The organism is Streptomyces sp. 2-1, assembly GCF_048564895.1.
Lineage (GTDB): Bacteria > Actinomycetota > Actinomycetes > Streptomycetales > Streptomycetaceae > Streptomyces > Streptomyces phaeochromogenes.
This window is the reverse complement of the sequence record NZ_CP183383.1, coordinates 2,814,129-2,829,157: the sequence shown is the minus strand read 5'-3', so window position 1 is coordinate 2,829,157 and position 15,029 is coordinate 2,814,129. Positions and strand designations below refer to the sequence as shown.

At 71.0% G+C, this 15,029-nt stretch carries 17 protein-coding genes; 12 read left to right on the top strand and 5 right to left on the bottom strand.

Going from position 1 to position 15,029, the window contains the following annotated elements:
• The first annotated feature begins 18 nt into the window (after positions 1-18).
• The 5 genes from ACN20J_RS12420 to ACN20J_RS12400 all read left to right on the top strand — a co-directional run bounded on the left by ACN20J_RS12420 (position 19) and on the right by ACN20J_RS12400 (position 5,030).
• Complete coding sequence (locus ACN20J_RS12420) at positions 19-1,119, top strand: segregation and condensation protein A (protein ID WP_190229473.1); 1,101 nt, start codon at positions 19-21, stop codon at positions 1,117-1,119.
• Positions 1,116-1,772 (top strand): SMC-Scp complex subunit ScpB, encoded by a 657-nt coding sequence (gene scpB, locus ACN20J_RS12415; protein ID WP_189840188.1) that lies wholly within the window; start codon positions 1,116-1,118, stop codon positions 1,770-1,772. The genes ACN20J_RS12420 and scpB overlap by 4 nt, the downstream gene beginning before the upstream one ends.
• Positions 1,772-2,998 carry a pseudouridine synthase gene (locus tag ACN20J_RS12410; RefSeq protein WP_419665895.1) on the top strand — a complete coding sequence of 409 codons (1,227 nt, stop codon included), beginning with the start codon at positions 1,772-1,774 and terminating at the stop codon, positions 2,996-2,998. Before scpB ends, ACN20J_RS12410 begins: the two co-directional genes overlap by 1 nt.
• Positions 2,999-3,240: 242 nt before the next feature.
• Positions 3,241-4,014 carry an NUDIX hydrolase gene (locus ACN20J_RS12405; RefSeq protein WP_419665894.1) on the top strand — a complete coding sequence of 258 codons (774 nt, stop codon included), beginning with the start codon at positions 3,241-3,243 and terminating at the stop codon, positions 4,012-4,014.
• Positions 4,011-5,030: an ADP-ribosylglycohydrolase family protein gene (locus ACN20J_RS12400; protein ID WP_419665893.1), complete on the top strand. Its 1,020-nt coding sequence runs from the start codon at positions 4,011-4,013 to the stop codon at positions 5,028-5,030. The genes ACN20J_RS12405 and ACN20J_RS12400 overlap by 4 nt, the downstream gene beginning before the upstream one ends.
• 86 nt (positions 5,031-5,116) lie before the next feature.
• Here ACN20J_RS12400 and ACN20J_RS12395 read toward each other — a convergent pair whose 3' ends face one another.
• The 3 genes from ACN20J_RS12395 to ACN20J_RS12385 all read right to left on the bottom strand — a co-directional run bounded on the left by ACN20J_RS12395 (position 5,117) and on the right by ACN20J_RS12385 (position 6,915).
• Entirely contained in the window at positions 5,117-5,563 is a 447-nt protein-coding gene (locus tag ACN20J_RS12395) for a Rieske (2Fe-2S) protein (RefSeq protein WP_190229470.1), read from the bottom strand.
• Positions 5,560-6,144 (bottom strand): DUF6529 family protein, encoded by a 585-nt coding sequence (locus ACN20J_RS12390; protein WP_189840183.1) that lies wholly within the window; start codon positions 6,142-6,144, stop codon positions 5,560-5,562. Before ACN20J_RS12390 ends, ACN20J_RS12395 begins: the two co-directional genes overlap by 4 nt.
• 96 nt (positions 6,145-6,240) lie before the next feature.
• Positions 6,241-6,915: a hypothetical protein gene (locus ACN20J_RS12385; protein ID WP_189840182.1), complete on the bottom strand. Its 675-nt coding sequence runs from the start codon at positions 6,913-6,915 to the stop codon at positions 6,241-6,243.
• Here ACN20J_RS12385 and ACN20J_RS12380 point away from each other — a divergent pair.
• The 6 genes from ACN20J_RS12380 (at position 6,857) to der (ending at position 12,331) form a co-directional block, all read left to right on the top strand.
• Positions 6,857-7,621, top strand: a complete 765-nt coding sequence (locus ACN20J_RS12380) for a YidB family protein (protein WP_419665892.1) — start codon at positions 6,857-6,859, stop codon at positions 7,619-7,621. The two genes, ACN20J_RS12385 and ACN20J_RS12380, sit on opposite strands and share 59 nt — an antisense overlap.
• Before the next feature lie 157 nt (positions 7,622-7,778).
• Positions 7,779-8,141 (top strand): chorismate mutase, encoded by a 363-nt coding sequence (aroH, locus tag ACN20J_RS12375; protein ID WP_189840180.1) that lies wholly within the window; start codon positions 7,779-7,781, stop codon positions 8,139-8,141.
• The gene (locus tag ACN20J_RS12370; protein WP_189840179.1) at positions 8,138-9,223 is read left to right on the top strand and encodes a prephenate dehydrogenase; all 1,086 of its coding nucleotides are present in this window, start codon (positions 8,138-8,140) and stop codon (positions 9,221-9,223) included. Before aroH ends, ACN20J_RS12370 begins: the two co-directional genes overlap by 4 nt.
• A 214-nt stretch (positions 9,224-9,437) precedes the next feature.
• Positions 9,438-10,133 (top strand): (d)CMP kinase, encoded by a 696-nt coding sequence (cmk, locus tag ACN20J_RS12365; protein ID WP_189840178.1) that lies wholly within the window; start codon positions 9,438-9,440, stop codon positions 10,131-10,133.
• A 62-nt stretch (positions 10,134-10,195) separates the two neighbouring features.
• Positions 10,196-10,783, top strand: a complete 588-nt coding sequence (locus ACN20J_RS12360) for a lysophospholipid acyltransferase family protein (RefSeq protein WP_189840241.1) — start codon at positions 10,196-10,198, stop codon at positions 10,781-10,783.
• 75 nt (positions 10,784-10,858) lie between these two features.
• Complete coding sequence (der, locus tag ACN20J_RS12355; RefSeq protein ID WP_189840177.1) at positions 10,859-12,331, top strand: ribosome biogenesis GTPase Der; 1,473 nt, start codon at positions 10,859-10,861, stop codon at positions 12,329-12,331.
• Positions 12,332-12,414: 83 nt separating this feature from the next.
• Here the strand turns inward: der and ACN20J_RS12350 are convergent, their stop codons facing one another.
• Complete coding sequence (locus ACN20J_RS12350) at positions 12,415-12,837, bottom strand: hypothetical protein (protein ID WP_361899594.1); 423 nt, start codon at positions 12,835-12,837, stop codon at positions 12,415-12,417.
• 155 nt (positions 12,838-12,992) lie between these two features.
• Entirely contained in the window at positions 12,993-13,784 is a 792-nt protein-coding gene (locus ACN20J_RS12345) for a hypothetical protein (RefSeq protein ID WP_055613800.1), read from the bottom strand.
• A gap of 575 nt (positions 13,785-14,359) precedes the next feature.
• Here ACN20J_RS12345 and ACN20J_RS12340 point away from each other — a divergent pair.
• Positions 14,360-14,980, top strand: coding sequence for a transglycosylase family protein (locus ACN20J_RS12340; protein ID WP_189840175.1), 621 nt, complete (start codon positions 14,360-14,362; stop codon positions 14,978-14,980).
• The last annotated feature ends 49 nt before the right edge of the window (positions 14,981-15,029 follow it).

Here is a 15,029-nt window from a genome sequence, read left to right as displayed (position 1 = left end):
CGGTAGCCTGCGACGGCTATGACCTCGAACGACGTCCCTGCCACGGCCTCCGGCGGTTCCGGTGGTCGTCGGCGTGTGCTGGGGCGGGGGCCTGGGGGTGCCCCGCCTGAGCCTCCAGGTGAGGCCTTGCCGCCTGCCGTGGAGCCTGAGCCGCCTGTGGTGGAGAGCCCGTCCGTGGTTGGGGACGACACTCCGGCTGCGGACGGTGGGCACAACGCGGCGGGCGAGCCGTCCGGCGAGCCCGGAGCCGTCCGCCCCGAAGAACAGCCCGAGGCCGTCGAGCCCGAAGAGCCCGTCGCCGATGAACCCGACGACGGGGTCTTCAAAGTTCGGCTCGCCAACTTCGAAGGGCCGTTCGATCTGCTGCTTCAGTTGATCTCGAAGCACAAGATGGATGTCACCGAAGTGGCGCTCTCCAAGGTCACCGACGAGTTCATGGCGCACATCAGGGCGATGGGGCCGGACTGGGATCTCGATCAGACGACCGAGTTCCTGGTGGTCGCGGCGACGCTGCTCGATCTGAAGGCCGCCCGGCTGCTGCCGTCCGCCGAGGTCGAGGACGAGGCGGATCTGGCGCTGCTGGAGGCCAGGGACCTGCTCTTCGCGCGGCTGCTGCAGTACCGCGCGTACAAGCAGATCGCCGAGATCTTCAACCGGCGCCTCGACGAGGAGGCGCGCCGCTACCCCCGTACCGTCGGGCTGGAGGCGCACCACGCCGAGCTGTTGCCCGAGGTCGTCATCAGCATCGGGGCGGAAGGATTCGCCAAGCTCGCCGTGAAGGCGATGCAGCCCAGGCCGAAGCCCCAGGTGTACGTCGACCACATCCACGCGCCGCTCGTGAGCGTGCAGGAGCAGGCCGCGATCGTCGTGGCCCGGTTGCGGGAGCTCGGAGAGGCCAGTTTCCGCTCGCTCGTCGAGGACACCGACGACACCCTCACCGTCGTGGCGCGTTTCCTGGCCCTTCTGGAGCTCTATCGGGAGAAGGCGGTCTCCCTGGACCAGGAGGAGGCTCTGGGGGACCTGGTGGTGCGCTGGACGGGCGGGGACGGGGACGCGCAGCCGACGGTGACCGACGAGTTCGACAGGCCGCCGGAACCGGTCAAGGAGGAGAAGGCGTGAGCGAGGACACCACCGAGGCCCCGGCGGGTCCGCCCGGCGTCGCCGATCTCGACCTCAAGCCCGCCCTGGAGGCCGTCCTCATGGTCGTGGACGAACCCGCGACCGTGGAGCACCTCTCGAAGATCCTGGAGCGGCCGAAGCGGCGGATCGCGGCTGCTCTGCGCGAGCTGGCCGACGAGTACACCATCCAGGGGCGCGGCTACGAGCTGCGGCTCATCGCCGGCGGCTGGCGTTTCTACAGCCGGCCCGAGTACGCGGCGGCCGTCGAGCGCTTCGTCCTCGACGGGCAGCAGGCCCGGCTCACCCAGGCCGCGCTGGAGACGCTGGCGGTCGTCGCGTACCGGCAGCCGGTCAGCCGCAGCCGGGTCTCGGCGGTCCGCGGAGTGAACTGCGACGGCGTGATGCGCACCCTCCTGCAGAGGGGTCTGGTCGAGGAGGCGGGCGCGGAACCCGAAACAGGTGCGATCCTGTACAGGACGACGAACTACTTCCTGGAGCGAATGGGCCTGCGCGGCCTGGACGAGCTCCCGGAGCTCGCACCCTTCCTTCCGGAGGCGGATGCGATCGAAGCAGAGACGCTGGAAGGGGTCCCGTCGTTCGATCCGGATGCGCCGGACGCAGATGCAGACGACACGACGACGACGGAACTTTGATGCGAAGCAGTGGCAGCGGCAGTGGCAGGAACAACGGGCGCGGCAACCCGCGCGGAACCGGCGGGGGCGGTAACCCTCGCGGTTCCGGTGGAGGCGGTGGCCCCCGCGGTTCCGGTGGGGGCGGGGCCCCTCGCGGTTCAGGCGGAGGTGGCGCCCCCCGCGGATCCGGCGGAGGCGGCAATTCCCGCGGGACCGGCGGGGGCGGCTCCCCGCAGCGGAGCGCGGGAGGGCGCGACGACAGGCCGAAGCGCGCCGGCAACCCCCGCCCGGAGGAGCGCCGCTACGACGTAGGCCCCGGCGCCACCCACGACGGCCCCAAGTCGGGGCGCGGCAGCGCGGCCCGCGGCGGCGCCAAGGGCGGCCCCAAGCAGGGCCAGCAGCGCGGCGGCCGTACGGAGAACGCGCGCTCCCGTGAGTACGAGACGCGTACCGAGGAGCGCAACCGCGACCGGTACGCGGGCAGGCCCGAGATCAAGACGCCCAAGACCTTCCCGGGCGCCGAGCAGGAGGGCGAGCGTCTGCAGAAGGTGCTCGCGCGCGCGGGCTACGGTTCGCGGCGTGCCTGCGAGGAGCTGGTCGAGCAGTCCCGCGTCGAGGTCAACGGCGAGATCGTCGTCGAGCAGGGCATGCGCGTCGACCCGGAGAACGACGAGATCAAGGTCGACGGACTGACCGTCGCCACGCAGTCGTACCAGTTCTTCTCGCTGAACAAGCCCGCCGGCGTGGTGTCCACCATGGAGGACAACGAGGGTCGTCAGTGCCTCGGTGACTACGTGACGAACCGTGAGACACGGCTCTTCCACGTCGGGCGGCTCGACACCGAGACCGAGGGCGTCATCCTGCTCACCAACCACGGCGAGCTGGCACACCGCCTCACGCACCCCAAGTACGGCGTGAAGAAGGTCTACCTCGCGCACATCGTGGGCCCGATCCCGCGCGACCTGGGCAAGCAGCTCAAGGACGGCATCCAGCTGGAGGACGGTTACGCGAAGGCGGACCACTTCAGGGTCGTCGAGCAGACCGGCAAGAACTACCTCGTAGAGGTGACCCTCCACGAGGGCCGCAAGCACATCGTGCGGCGCATGCTCGCCGAGGCCGGTTTCCCGGTCGACAAGCTCGTGCGCGTGTCCTTCGGGCCGATCACCCTGGGCGACCAGAAGTCGGGCTGGCTGCGGCGCCTCTCGAACACCGAGGTCGGGATGCTGATGCAGGAGGTCGGCCTCTAGGCCTCCCCTTCGTAGAGACCTGTTTGGTACGGCATCGGCCGGTTCCGGGACTTTCCCGGGGCCGGTCGATGTGCGTTCGGGGGTTGTGGCGGCCCGTCCCGCTATTTATAGTCGTACTGACCATTAAGGGAACGCCCTCGCCGGGCGCGGCCGATGGAGCAGGGCCCACGGGGGTGGTCCCGGTCCCTGGGCCGTCGCCCGGCGAGGTGCAGGACGGCCGCGCAGGCCACGAGGAGGGGGTCATGGAGGGCTACGACAAATACGCCTTCGAGCCCTTCGCCGTCACCGTGGATCTCGCGGTGTTCACGGTCCGGGCGGGCGGGCTCCAGGTGCTGCTGATCGAGCGCGGACAGGAGCCGTACAGGGGCCAATGGGCGCTGCCCGGAGGGTTCGTGCTGCCCGAGGAGTCCGCCGGGACGGCCGCCCGGCGTGAACTCGCCGAGGAGACCGGCCTGTCGGACGTGTCCGGGCTGCATCTGGAACAGCTGCGCACCTACAGCGAGCCGGACCGCGATCCCCGGATGCGGGTCGTCTCCGTGGCGTACACCGCGCTGCTGCCGGACCCGCCCGAGCCGCGCGGCGGCGGGGACGCGGCGAGCGCGCGCTGGCTGGCGTACGACGGGCTCGGACCGCTCGCCTTCGACCACGACCGGATCCTCGCCGACGCCCATGAGCGGGTCGGCGCCAAGCTCGAATACACCTGCCTGGCCACGGCGTTCTGCCCGCCGGAGTTCACGCTCGGGGAACTCCAGCAGGTCTACGAGACCGTGTGGGGGACCGCGCTCGACCGGCCCAACTTCCGGCGCAAGGTGCTCGCCACACCCGGGTTCGTCGAGCAGATCCCCGGTGCGGCCCGGCTGACCGGAGGCCGGGGGAAGCCTGCCGCGCTGTACCGCGCGGGCGACGCCACCGCACTGCACCCACCACTGCTGCGGCCGACTTCGGCATCGGCGCCCGCGCGGCCACCGTCCCCGTCCCCGTCTTCGAACCCGTCTCCGGAAGGACGATCCTCATGACCACGACCGTCAGGAAGCACGCCGCCACCGGGGCGTTGGTCGGGCTCGCCCTCGGGGACGCGCTCGGCTTCCCGACCGAGTTCAACGACGTGCCGTCGATCCTCGCCAAGTGCGGGCCCTGGCGGGAGATGGAGCTGCCCACCCCCGCGTACGTCACCGACGACACGCAGATGACGCTGGCACTGGGACGGGGGCTGCGGACGGCCATGGACAGGGGCCTGCTGGGGCCCAAGCGGATGGAGCGGCCCGTACGTGAGGAGTTCGTGGACTGGTTCCAGTCGCCGGAGAACAACCGCGCACCCGGACGTACGTGCCTGGTCGCCTGCGAGAAGCTGAAGCGTGAGGGCCTGCCCTGGCAGGACGCCAGCCAGATCCACTCCAAGGGCTGCGGCGCCAACATGCGTGTCGCGCCTCTCGGTCTCATCTCCGGGCTCAGCGACGAACAGCGCGCGGGCGCCGCCCAGTTGCAGGCCGCGCTCACCCATGGCCATCCGACGGCGCTCGCCGCGTCCGACCTCACCGCGCACGCGGTGCGACTGCTCGCGCAGGGTGCCGAGCCGACCGGACTGGTCGGCCAGTTGCGCTCGTACGCGTACGAGAACCGCACGCGCTACAACGAGCGCTGGCTCGGCGACCTGTGGACGCGTTCCCAGGACCCGACGCCGACGCACTTCATCTCGCGCGGCTGGGACGAGTGCCTGGAGGTCCTGGAGCGGCTTCAGGCGGCCCTGCGGTCGCCGTCGCCCGAGACGGACCCCTGTCTGGCCACGGGTGCCGGGTGGATCGCCGAGGAGGCCCTCGCCACCGGTCTGCTGTGCTTCCTGCTCTTCGTGGACGAGCCGGTGACGGCCCTGCGCCGGGCCGCCTGCACCTCGGGGGACTCGGACTCGATCGCCTGCCTCGCCGGCGCTTTCGCAGGGGCGTACCTCGGTGCCGATGCATGGCCTACGGAGTGGGCCGACAGGATCGAGTACCAGGGGGACCTGATGGCGTTGGGCGCGCTCTGGGACGAGTGATCGGCTCATGGGACGACTGACCGTCCATGGGGGCGGCGATTGGCCGACCCGCGCGCCCACCGGTGCGGCGGGCCGCGCGTGGTGGGTCAGGTGACGCTGATCGAGTCGCCCGTGACCGTGATCTGCTTCGCGGGGAGCGGCTTCTGGGCCGGGCCCTTGGCCACCGCGCCGTCGGCGATGCGGAACTCGCTGCCGTGGCAGGCGCAGTTGATCGTGCCGTCCGAGACGGTGGCGACGATGCAGCCCTGGTGTGTACAGACCGCCGAGAAGGCCTTGAAGCCGTCCTTCTCGGGCTGGGTGACGACGACCTTCTCGTCCTTGAAGATCTTGCCGCCGCCGACCGGGATGTCGCCGGTCTTGGTCAGCGCCTCACCGGCGGGCGCCTCGCCCCCGGTCCCGCTCTCCGCGGGGGCGACGGAGGACGCCCCCTCCTCACTGCCACCACCGTTCTCGTCCCCGTAGTTGCTGCAGCCGGCGATCAGCGCGGCCGTGCCCGTCGCAAGGACCGCGCGCCGCGTGGAGGGGTGGGTCATGTCGTCACTCCGAACGTGCGGAAGAACCAGAGGGCGGAGGTCAGCCAGACCACCGTCAGGGCCGAGAAGACAAGTCCGCCGACGATGGGCAGCACCCAGCCGGGCAGACGCTCCGAGCGGAGCAGCAGCATCTTGGCACTGAATGCACCGAAGAAGAAGCAACCCAGGACCGAGTGCCACAAAACGCGCGGTTCGTACGTCTGATAGCCCAAGGCGTACAGACAGTGCACAGCGACAGGAACCGCAACAAGGAACGCGATTCGGCCCGACCAGCGATGCAGTACGCCCGACCAGCTCGGGCCCGGGATGCGCCCGTACACCATCAGAGCCGACACGAGCTGTACGACCGCGAAGCCCATCGCGGTCGTGGCGAGCCACGACTTGACCGCGCTCGTGCTGCTGAAGCCCGCGAGGTTGAAGGCGGTGCCCTCCGGGTCGTGCACATTGCCGTAGACGCCGAGGCCGACCGCGACCGCGCCCGCGACCAGGGCCGGTACGAGATAGGTGGCGGCTCCCGGGCGGCGGGGAGCGGGGGCGGGCGGCGGAAAGCCCTGGGTGGCGGCGTTCGGGTCCACGGTCATGGTCGGCTCCCTGCGGTCACGGGGTCATGGGGCAAGGGGCGGAGCGAAGAGCGGAGTACGGAGTGGAGCGGAGGGGCGGGCGGGCGGAACACGGGGTCACGGGGTCACGGGCTTGGCCGTGAGCTTCTGCCCGTCGACCGTCACGGCGCCGGTCTCGGGGTCGATTCGAGGTGCGGGGCTCGGCTTGCCCGCGCGGTTGAGGATGCCGACCTGTTGGCCGCTCGGCAGGACGATCCAGCCGCCGTCGACCTCGGCGCCGCGCACGGTGGCGGTGGCGCGGTACAGCCCGGAGGGCTTGACGGCCTTGTCGGCCGTGAAGCCGTACTTCCGCTGTCCCATGTCGACCGTGCCGCGGATCCGCTTGCCCTTCAGCTCGCCGGTGAGGACGTTGCCGTTCTGGCCGGTGAGCCGCATGCTGCCGTCGGCCTTCACGTCGCCCTTCAGCCACGACTCCTGGTCCTTGCCGTCGCAGAAGTACGCGACCGCCTTGCCGTCGCGCAGGGTGACCGCGATCGCGGAGGAGTCGTCGTCCGTGCGGCCCGCGTAGTCGGCGTTGGGCACGGCGGTCTTCGACGGGCTGGGTGAGGGCGAGGTCGACGGCTTGCCCGACGGGGGTGAGGCCGTGGGTGTCGGGCTCGCCGACACGACATCACCCGAGGACTCGCTCCCGGTCGACGTACTGCGCGTCCCTGATGTCACGTTGAGCGACAGCATGAACAGGGCGAGCAGTAGTCCCGCGAGGAGCGTGAAAAGTGGTCCGGAACGCTTCATCGAGCCTCCCCCGAGGCGTGGCGCGGACAGCCTCACCATGCAAGCGGACCCGCGGCCCCTGCGTCCAGAGGCGCACAGGAGCGACTTCGCGGAAATCAAAGGACGATCACACCGTAGAGGACAACTTCACTCCAAGTGGTGCCAAGTAGTTATTCGGGTGACATTGGTGCAATCCGGGTCGAGCGGCTCACGGCACGAGCCCCACGGAACGGATCGGCCACCTCCACGAAAGGGCACGACCATGGCGGGTAACGATCTGGGCAGTCTGCTCGGCAGTGTTCTCGGCGGAGGCGCTCGGAGCGGCACCGGCGGAGGGGCCGGTGGAGTCGGAGGGGCCGCCATTCTGGGCTCGTTGCTCCAGGCGCTCATGAACGGCCGGGGCGGGAGCGGTGGCACCGGGAGCGGCACCGGGAACGGTGGCAATCCGCTGGGCGGCCTGATGGACCTGCTCACCCGGTCCGGCCTCACGGAGCAGAAGGACTCCTGGGTCGGCACCGGCGAGAACCAGTCCGTGACCGGCGCGCAGATCCAGCAGGCGCTGCCCGACGAAACCCTCAAGCAGGTCGCCGACGAGGCGGGCGTCACCACCGACCGGGCCGCCACCGAGATCGCGCAGACCCTGCCTCAGGTGGTCGACCGGCTGAGCCCCGACGGACACCTGCCGGACGCCTCGCTCGAGGACCTCGTCAGGCAGCAGCGGTTCTGAGGCTTTCGCGGCGGCGGTTCCGAGGATCTCGACGCGCCCGTGCGCCCATCCGGGACAGCGCGCCGGGCGTCTCGGCAGGCGGGCGCCCGGTACCGGGCCATCGAGGGCTGACTAGGCTGGATGGACCAAGAGCCGTACATCAGCAAGGAGCATCACCGTGGCGGTACGAGCGGTCCGGGGCGCCGTCCAACTGGAGCGGGACGAGGCCGGCCACATGGACGAGCAGGTCAGCGAGCTGCTCACCGCCATACTTGAGCGGAACGGGCTGACCACCGAGGACCTCATCAGCATCTGGTTCACGGCGACGCCCGACCTGCACAGCGACTTCCCGGCCGCCGCGGCACGCAAGCTCGGCATCGTCGACGTACCGCTGATCTGCGCGCAGGAGCTGGACATCGAGGGCGCGATGCCCCGGGTCGTGCGGGTCCTCGCGCACATCGAGTCCGATCTGCCGCGCGCCGAGATCGCGCACGTCTACCTGGGTGCCGCGGGCGCGCTCCGCAAGGACATCGCCCAGTGAGAACCGCACTTGTCATCGGCACCGGACTGATCGGTACGTCCGCCGCGCTGGCCCTGGCGGGGCGCGGCGTCGTCGTGCACCTCGCCGACCACGACCCGGAGCAGGCCCGTACGGCCGCCGCGCTCGGCGCCGGTACGGACGAGGAGCCCACCGGACCCGTCGACCTCGCGATCATCGCGGCGCCGCCCGCGCACGTGGCAGCGGCGCTCGCCGACGCGATGCGGCGCGGAGTCGCGCGCGGCTACCTCGACGTGGCCAGCGTCAAGGGCGGCCCGCGCCGCGAACTGGAAGCGCTGGGCCTGGACCTGTCCGCGTACATCGGTACGCATCCCATGTCGGGCCGTGAGAAGTCGGGCCCGCTGGCCGCGACCGGGGACCTCTTCGAGGGGCGCCCCTGGGTGCTGACGCCGACCCGGGACACGGACACCGAGGTCCTCAACCTCGCGCTGGAACTCGTCTCGCACTGCCGTGCCGTACCGGTCGTCATGGACGCCGACGCCCACGACCGCGCGGTCGCGCTCGTCTCCCACATGCCCCACCTGGTGTCGAGCATGGTCGCCGCGCGCCTTGAGAACGCCGAGGAGGCGGCCGTACGCCTCTGCGGTCAGGGCATCCGTGACGTGACCCGGATCGCCGCCTCCGACCCGCGGATGTGGATCGACATCCTCTCCGCGAACCCGGGCCCGGTCGCCGACCTCCTCGCGGACGTCTCGGCCGACCTGGACGAGACCGTGCAGGCCCTGCGCGCCCTCCAGTCCTCCGACGAGGCCAAGCGCAGCGAGGGTTTCACCGGCATCGAGGACGTCCTGCGCCGCGGCAACGCCGGCCAGATCCGTGTCCCCGGCAAGCACGGCACGGCCCCGACCGTGTACGAGAGCGTCGTCGTCCTCATCGACGACCAGCCGGGCCAGCTGGCCCGTATCTTCGCCGACGCGGGCCGCGCGGGCGTCAACATCGAGGACGTCCGCATCGAGCACGCGACCGGGCAGCAGGCGGGTCTGGTCGAGCTGATGGTGAAGCCCTCGGCGGCACCCGTGCTGACGGCGTCGCTGCGGGAGCGGGGCTGGTCGATCCGGCAGTAGCGCCGGGCGACGACGCGCGACGCGACGCCGTGAACCCGGTTCCGGTGGCCGTCCCGATGATCGTCCTGGTGATCGTCGCGGCGGTGGCCCGGGGGCTGGGACGGGGGCACCGCGGGGTCCGTAAAACGGGGTCCGGGAAGCCAGTAACCTTGTTCGGGGCACGATCGCGCCCCGAACCAGCCCACCACCCCGAACCAGGAAGGTGCCCGCACCCGTGGAAACCACCGCCGCCCGGACCGCTCCGGCCGTGATTGTCGCCATCGACGGTCCCTCCGGCACGGGCAAGTCGAGCACCTCCAAGGCCGTCGCCGCCAAGCTCGGCCTGAGCTACCTGGACACGGGCGCCCAGTACCGGGCGATCACCTGGTGGATGGTGACCAACGGCATCGACATCACCGACCCCTCCTCGATCGCCGACGCGGCCGGCAAGCCCGAGATCGTGTCCGGTACGGACCCCTCGGCGCCGACGATCACGGTCGACGGCACGGATGTCGCGGGCCCGATCCGCACCCAGGAGGTCACCTCCAAGGTCAGCGCGGTCAGCGCCGTGCCCGAGGTACGGGCCCGGATCACCGAGCTGCAGCGCTCGATCGCCTCGGCGGCCGAGCAGGGCATCGTCGTCGAGGGCCGGGACATCGGCACGACCGTGTTGCCCGACGCCGACCTGAAGATCTTCCTCACCGCGTCCCCGGAGGCCCGCGCGGCCCGCCGCAGCGGCGAGCTCAAGGGCGCCGACGTCAACGCCACCCGCGAGGCCCTGATCAAGCGGGACGCGGCCGACTCCAGCCGTAAGACCTCGCCGCTCGCCAAGGCGGACGACGCGGTCGAGGTGGACACCTCCGACCTCACGCTCCAGCAGGTCATCGAGTGCGTCGTCACCCTCGTCGAGGAGAAGCGGGCCACGAAGTGAGCGTCGCGTCCGTGCCCTCGGTCAAGGGCGCCGAGGTCGGGCGGCGCATCGGCGTCGGCCTGATGTACGGCCTGTGGAAGCCGAGGGTGCTGGGTGCCTGGAAGGTGCCCGCGACCGGCCCGGTGATCTTCGCGGTCAACCACTCCCACAACATCGACGGCCCGATGGTCATCGGTGTGGCGCCCCGGCCCTCGCACTTCCTCGTCAAGAAGGAGGCGTTCGTCGGCCCGCTCGACCCCTTCATGACCCGCATCGGCCAGATCAAGGTCGACCGTCACACCACCGACCGGACGGCCATCACGCGCGCGCTGGGCGTGCTGCAGAACGGCGGGGTCCTCGGGATCTTCCCGGAGGGCACGCGCGGCGAGGGCGACTTCGCCGCACTGCGCGCCGGGCTCTCCTACTTCGCCGTCCGCAGCGGGGCCCCGATCGTCCCGGTCGCCGTTCTGGGAAGCACGGAGCGGCGCGGACGGTTGGTAAAGGCGCTGCCCCCGCTGCGCAGCCGGGTCGACGTCGTCTTCGGGGACCCCTTCGAGGCGGGCGACGGCAGCGGACTGCGTACACGCAAGGCGCTCGACGAGGCGACCGTGCGGATCCAGAAGCAGCTGACCGCGCACCTGGAAAACGCCAGGCGCCTCACGGGGCGTTAAGAGACACTTCAGTAGTGGATCACCTGATACGGGTGGTCCACCGATCACCACGATGAACTACGAGGTACGGACTTCATGAGCGACCACATCCAGCCCGACGGCTCGGCCGAGCACGAGCACGGGGCGCTTGGCGATGCCGAGTACGCGGAGTTCATGGAGCTCGCCGCGGAAGAGGGCTTCGCCGTCGAGGACATCGAGGGCGCGATCGAGGCGGCCGGCCACGGCCCGCTCCCGGTCCTCGCCGTCGTCGGCCGTCCGAACGTCGGCAAGTCGACCCTGGTGAACCGGATCATCGGCCGCCGAGAGGCTGTCGTCGAGGACAAGCCGGGCGTCACCCGCGACCGCGTCACCTACGAGGCCGAGTGGGCGGGCCGCCGCTTCAAGCTCGTCGACACCGGCGGCTGGGAGCAGGACGTCCTCGGCATCGACGCGTCCGTCGCCGCGCAGGCCGAGTACGCGATCGACGCGGCCGACGCGGTCGTCTTCGTCGTCGACGCCAAGGTCGGCGCCACCGACACCGACGAGGCGGTCGTGCGTCTGCTGCGCAAGGCCGGCAAGCCCGTCGTCCTGTGCGCCAACAAGGTCGACGGCCTGAGCGGCGAGGCCGACGCCTCGTACCTGTGGGCCCTGGGCCTCGGCGAGCCGCACCCCGTCTCCGCGCTGCACGGCCGCGGCACCGGCGACATGCTGGACGCCGTCCTGGAGGCGCTGCCCGAGGCCCCCGCGCAGACCTTCGGCACGGCGATCGGCGGCCCGCGCCGCATCGCCCTCATCGGCCGCCCGAACGTCGGCAAGTCCTCGCTGCTGAACAAGGTGGCCAACGAGGACCGCGTGGTCGTCAACGAGATCGCGGGCACCACCCGTGACCCGGTCGACGAGCTCATCGAACTCGGCGGTGTCACCTGGAAGTTCGTCGACACGGCGGGCATCCGCAAGCGTGTCCACCTCCAGCAGGGTGCCGACTACTACGCCTCGCTGCGTACGGCCGCCGCGGTCGAGAAGGCCGAAGTCGCCGTCATCCTGATCGACGCCTCCGAGACCATCTCGGTCCAGGACCAGCGCATCGTCACCATGGCCGTCGAGGCCGGGCGCGCGATCGTCCTCGCCTTCAACAAGTGGGACACCCTCGACGAGGAGCGCCGCTACTACCTGGAGCGCGAGATCGAGACCGAGCTCGCCCAGGTCTCCTGGGCGCCCCGGGTCAACGTCTCGGCGCGCACCGGCCGCCACATGGAGAAGCTCGTCCCGGCGATCGAGACCGCGATCGAGGGATGGGAGGCGCGTGTTCCCACGGGCCGGCTGAACGCCTTCCTGGGTGAGCTGGTCGCCGCCCACCCGCACCCGGTCCGGGGCGGCAAGCAGCCCCGCATCCTCTTCGGCACCCAGGCGGGCACCAAGCCGCCGCGGTTCGTGCTGTTCTCCTCGGGCTTCATCGAGCACGGCTACCGCCGCTTCGTGGAGCGCCGGCTGCGCGAGGAGTTCTCTTTCGAGGGCACGCCGATCCACATCTCGGTGCGGGTGCGCGAGAAGCGCGGCAAGAAGAAGTAGCCGCACAGGACGTGTACGCACATGGGTGAGGGCCCCGCAGAACCGCGGGGCCCTCACCCATGTGCCTCAGTCTTCCCGGTGCCTCAGCGCTCCCGGCGCGGTCCGGGCGGGAGCGCCGCCGGGATCAGACCGGTGGCGTGCTGCCGCGCCACCGGCTGCCAGACGGACGTGACGGTCTGGCTCTGGTGCGTGGACACCTGCCCCGTCTGGTGCTGCCCGACGTGCCGCATTCCGTACGCGGTCGGCGTGTACGCACCCGAGTTGTACGAGCTCGTGCTGAGCAGCCCCGTCCCGTGCAGCCCGGACCCCTGCAGGCCCGAGCCGTGCAGCCCCGAGCCGTAGAGGCCTCCGCCGTGCGGCCCGGTCCCGAAAGCCGTGAAGCCGAGCTCCTCCTCGCCGCTGCGGTCGCCCGGCAGGGTCCGGAAGGCCTTGCGGAACTCCGCGAAGAGCGCGTCGTAGATCGGCGTGGCCGAAGGGGTGCCCGCGGTGTCCTGTACCGGCCGCATGGCCGGGATGGGGGACGTGTACGGCAGGCGGCGGGGGGAGTCGTAGGTGTGCACGTCTGTGCCAACGACCCCGCCGCCCTTCGGATGCGGCCGCCGGTCCGTATTGGCCGGTCACCGGGAGCGTTTCCGGCGCATTCGTGGACCGGGGCCCGCGCTCAGGTGCCGGCCAGGGGCATCGCGCTCGCCACCAGCTGGCCGCCCGCGGCAGCCTTGTCGAGGGCCTGGCGCAGCAGGTCCTCGCGGGGCTGGCGGCCGATCGAGCCGACCGGGGCCGCGAACAGCAGCACCTGCTGGTGCTTGTTGGCGGCGGCCCGCCAGCTGTCGGTGACCTGGAGCGGCTGGTGGGCCTGCCACCAGGCGACGGGGGAGCCGCCGCCGGTGCCGGGCTGCAGGACCGCGTGCAGCTGGCCCATGGCGAGCAGCACGGACCAGCCGTGCAGTACGGGCGGCACCTCCGTGATCTGGCTCAGCGGCATGAAGCCCTGCTCGATGAGGAGCGGCAGGAAGTCGTCGCCCGCTCCTCCCGTCGTGCCGGGCCGGGCGATGCGTCCGGTCGGCTCGACGACGAGCGCGGGGTGCAGCTCGCCGCCGAGCAGGACGAGCCCGCTGGTGACTCCGAGGACGGCCTGCTCGGGCAGGGCCTCGGCGGGGCGCTCGTCCCCGGTGATGGAGTCGCCGGTGATGGAACGGACGGCGCCCTGCAGTTGCTCCTCGGTCACCTGGACGACCTGCGAGGGCAGGCAGGTGGCGTGGGCGAAGGCGAGTACGGCCGTCTCGTCGCCGATGAACAGGACGGTGCTGGTGCGCTCCTGTTCGGAGTCGCCCTGGGTGCGGCAGGACGTGCAGTCGTAACTGCCCGGGGCGTTCTCTCCGGCGAGCAGCCGGTCGGCTTCTTCGTCGCCGATCTCGGCGCGTACGTCGTCGCTGACGTCGAGCATGCGCGGCACGGGTGGCTCCTCGGGATGCGGTGCGTGGTGCGGCCGGGTGGCCCCCGGCCCATGAACCGGATGGGTTCCCGGCTCATGAAGAAGACAACGGGCGATCTGTGGCCGGAGTCACGCCCGAGAGCGAACGGAATCGAACCATCCTGCGCACAGGGTGAACCCGGCTGCGGAATCTGTTACTCCACGCCAACTTCTCGGGGTTCCAAGGAAGTTGATCCGGTGAGGTGAGTCACAGATCGTCAGGTCCGTTGGTCGACAAATCCGGAAATCAGCGAATGAAGCGGGTGTCTCAAATTCGCTGATACTCCCGGTAACGGTGAACTGGCCTGGAATGACAGGGAGTTGGTTGTTACCGGGCCTCCGGGCTCTCTACATTGCTCCGCCGTGTGCAACGAGCACCGCTCGGGTACGTCCGCCGAACGCACCGCAAGCCAGTCAAACGCGCCACCTGCAACACCGGCGCCACCAGCAACACCAGCACCATCTCCGGCGGACGGGGCGAAACGGAAGGGCCGCGTCGACACGCGGGACCTTCCGTGCCGCCTTGGGGGAGCCCGGGTCCTTGGAGAGGGAACTACATGTCCGAATGTGCCGATACCACTCGTAAGACCCGCACCACGGCGGTCCTCGCCGGGGCGGTACTGCTCGCCCCGCTCGGACTGCTGGCCGCCACCGGCAACGCCGCGGCGGCGGACAGCGGAGTGTGGGACCGCATCGCCCAGTGCGAGAGCGGCGGCGACTGGCACATCAACACCGGGAACGGCTACTACGGAGGACTCCAGTTCTCCGCCGGGACCTGGCGCGCGTACGGCGGCTCGGCCTACGCGTCCACGGCCGACAAGGCCTCCAAGGCGCAGCAGATCGCTGTCGCCACCAAGGTGCAGCGCGGGCAGGGATGGGGCGCCTGGCCCACCTGTTCGTCACGCGCGGGCGCGTCCGGCGGTGCGCCCGCGGCGTCCGCGCCCAGCACCCCCACCACCAAGGCCGCCCCGTCGAAGCCGGCGAAGACGCCGGACCGTTCGACGGGCCACACCGGCCGCGGCTCGTCCCGCGGCGACTACACCGTCCGCAGCGGCGACACGCTGAGCGCCATCGCGGCCCGGCACGGAACCACCTGGCAGCGGATCTACGCCGCCAACAAGGCCGCCATCGGCAAGGACCCCGACGTGATCGTCCCCGGCCAGCGTCTGGAGCTCTGAGCCCGAGGCTCTGAGCCGGACTCCTGCCTTCGGGCCGGGGCCCCACCCG

Coding starts and splice junctions, on each gene's coding strand:
- ACN20J_RS12420 (WP_190229473.1), top strand. CDS start 19: ATGACCTCGAACGACGTCCCTGCCACGGCCTCCGGCGGTTCCGGTGGT.
- ACN20J_RS12410 (WP_419665895.1), top strand. CDS start 1,772: ATGCGAAGCAGTGGCAGCGGCAGTGGCAGGAACAACGGGCGCGGCAAC.
- ACN20J_RS12405 (WP_419665894.1), top strand. CDS start 3,241: ATGGAGGGCTACGACAAATACGCCTTCGAGCCCTTCGCCGTCACCGTG.
- ACN20J_RS12400 (WP_419665893.1), top strand. CDS start 4,011: ATGACCACGACCGTCAGGAAGCACGCCGCCACCGGGGCGTTGGTCGGG.
- ACN20J_RS12395 (WP_190229470.1), bottom strand. CDS start 5,563: ATGACCCACCCCTCCACGCGGCGCGCGGTCCTTGCGACGGGCACGGCC.
- ACN20J_RS12390 (WP_189840183.1), bottom strand. CDS start 6,144: ATGACCGTGGACCCGAACGCCGCCACCCAGGGCTTTCCGCCGCCCGCC.
- ACN20J_RS12380 (WP_419665892.1), top strand. CDS start 6,857: ATGAACAGGGCGAGCAGTAGTCCCGCGAGGAGCGTGAAAAGTGGTCCG.
- ACN20J_RS12385 (WP_189840182.1), bottom strand. CDS start 6,915: ATGAAGCGTTCCGGACCACTTTTCACGCTCCTCGCGGGACTACTGCTC.
- ACN20J_RS12360 (WP_189840241.1), top strand. CDS start 10,196: ATGTACGGCCTGTGGAAGCCGAGGGTGCTGGGTGCCTGGAAGGTGCCC.
- der (WP_189840177.1), top strand. CDS start 10,859: ATGAGCGACCACATCCAGCCCGACGGCTCGGCCGAGCACGAGCACGGG.
- ACN20J_RS12350 (WP_361899594.1), bottom strand. CDS start 12,837: ATGCGGCCGGTACAGGACACCGCGGGCACCCCTTCGGCCACGCCGATC.
- ACN20J_RS12340 (WP_189840175.1), top strand. CDS start 14,360: ATGTCCGAATGTGCCGATACCACTCGTAAGACCCGCACCACGGCGGTC.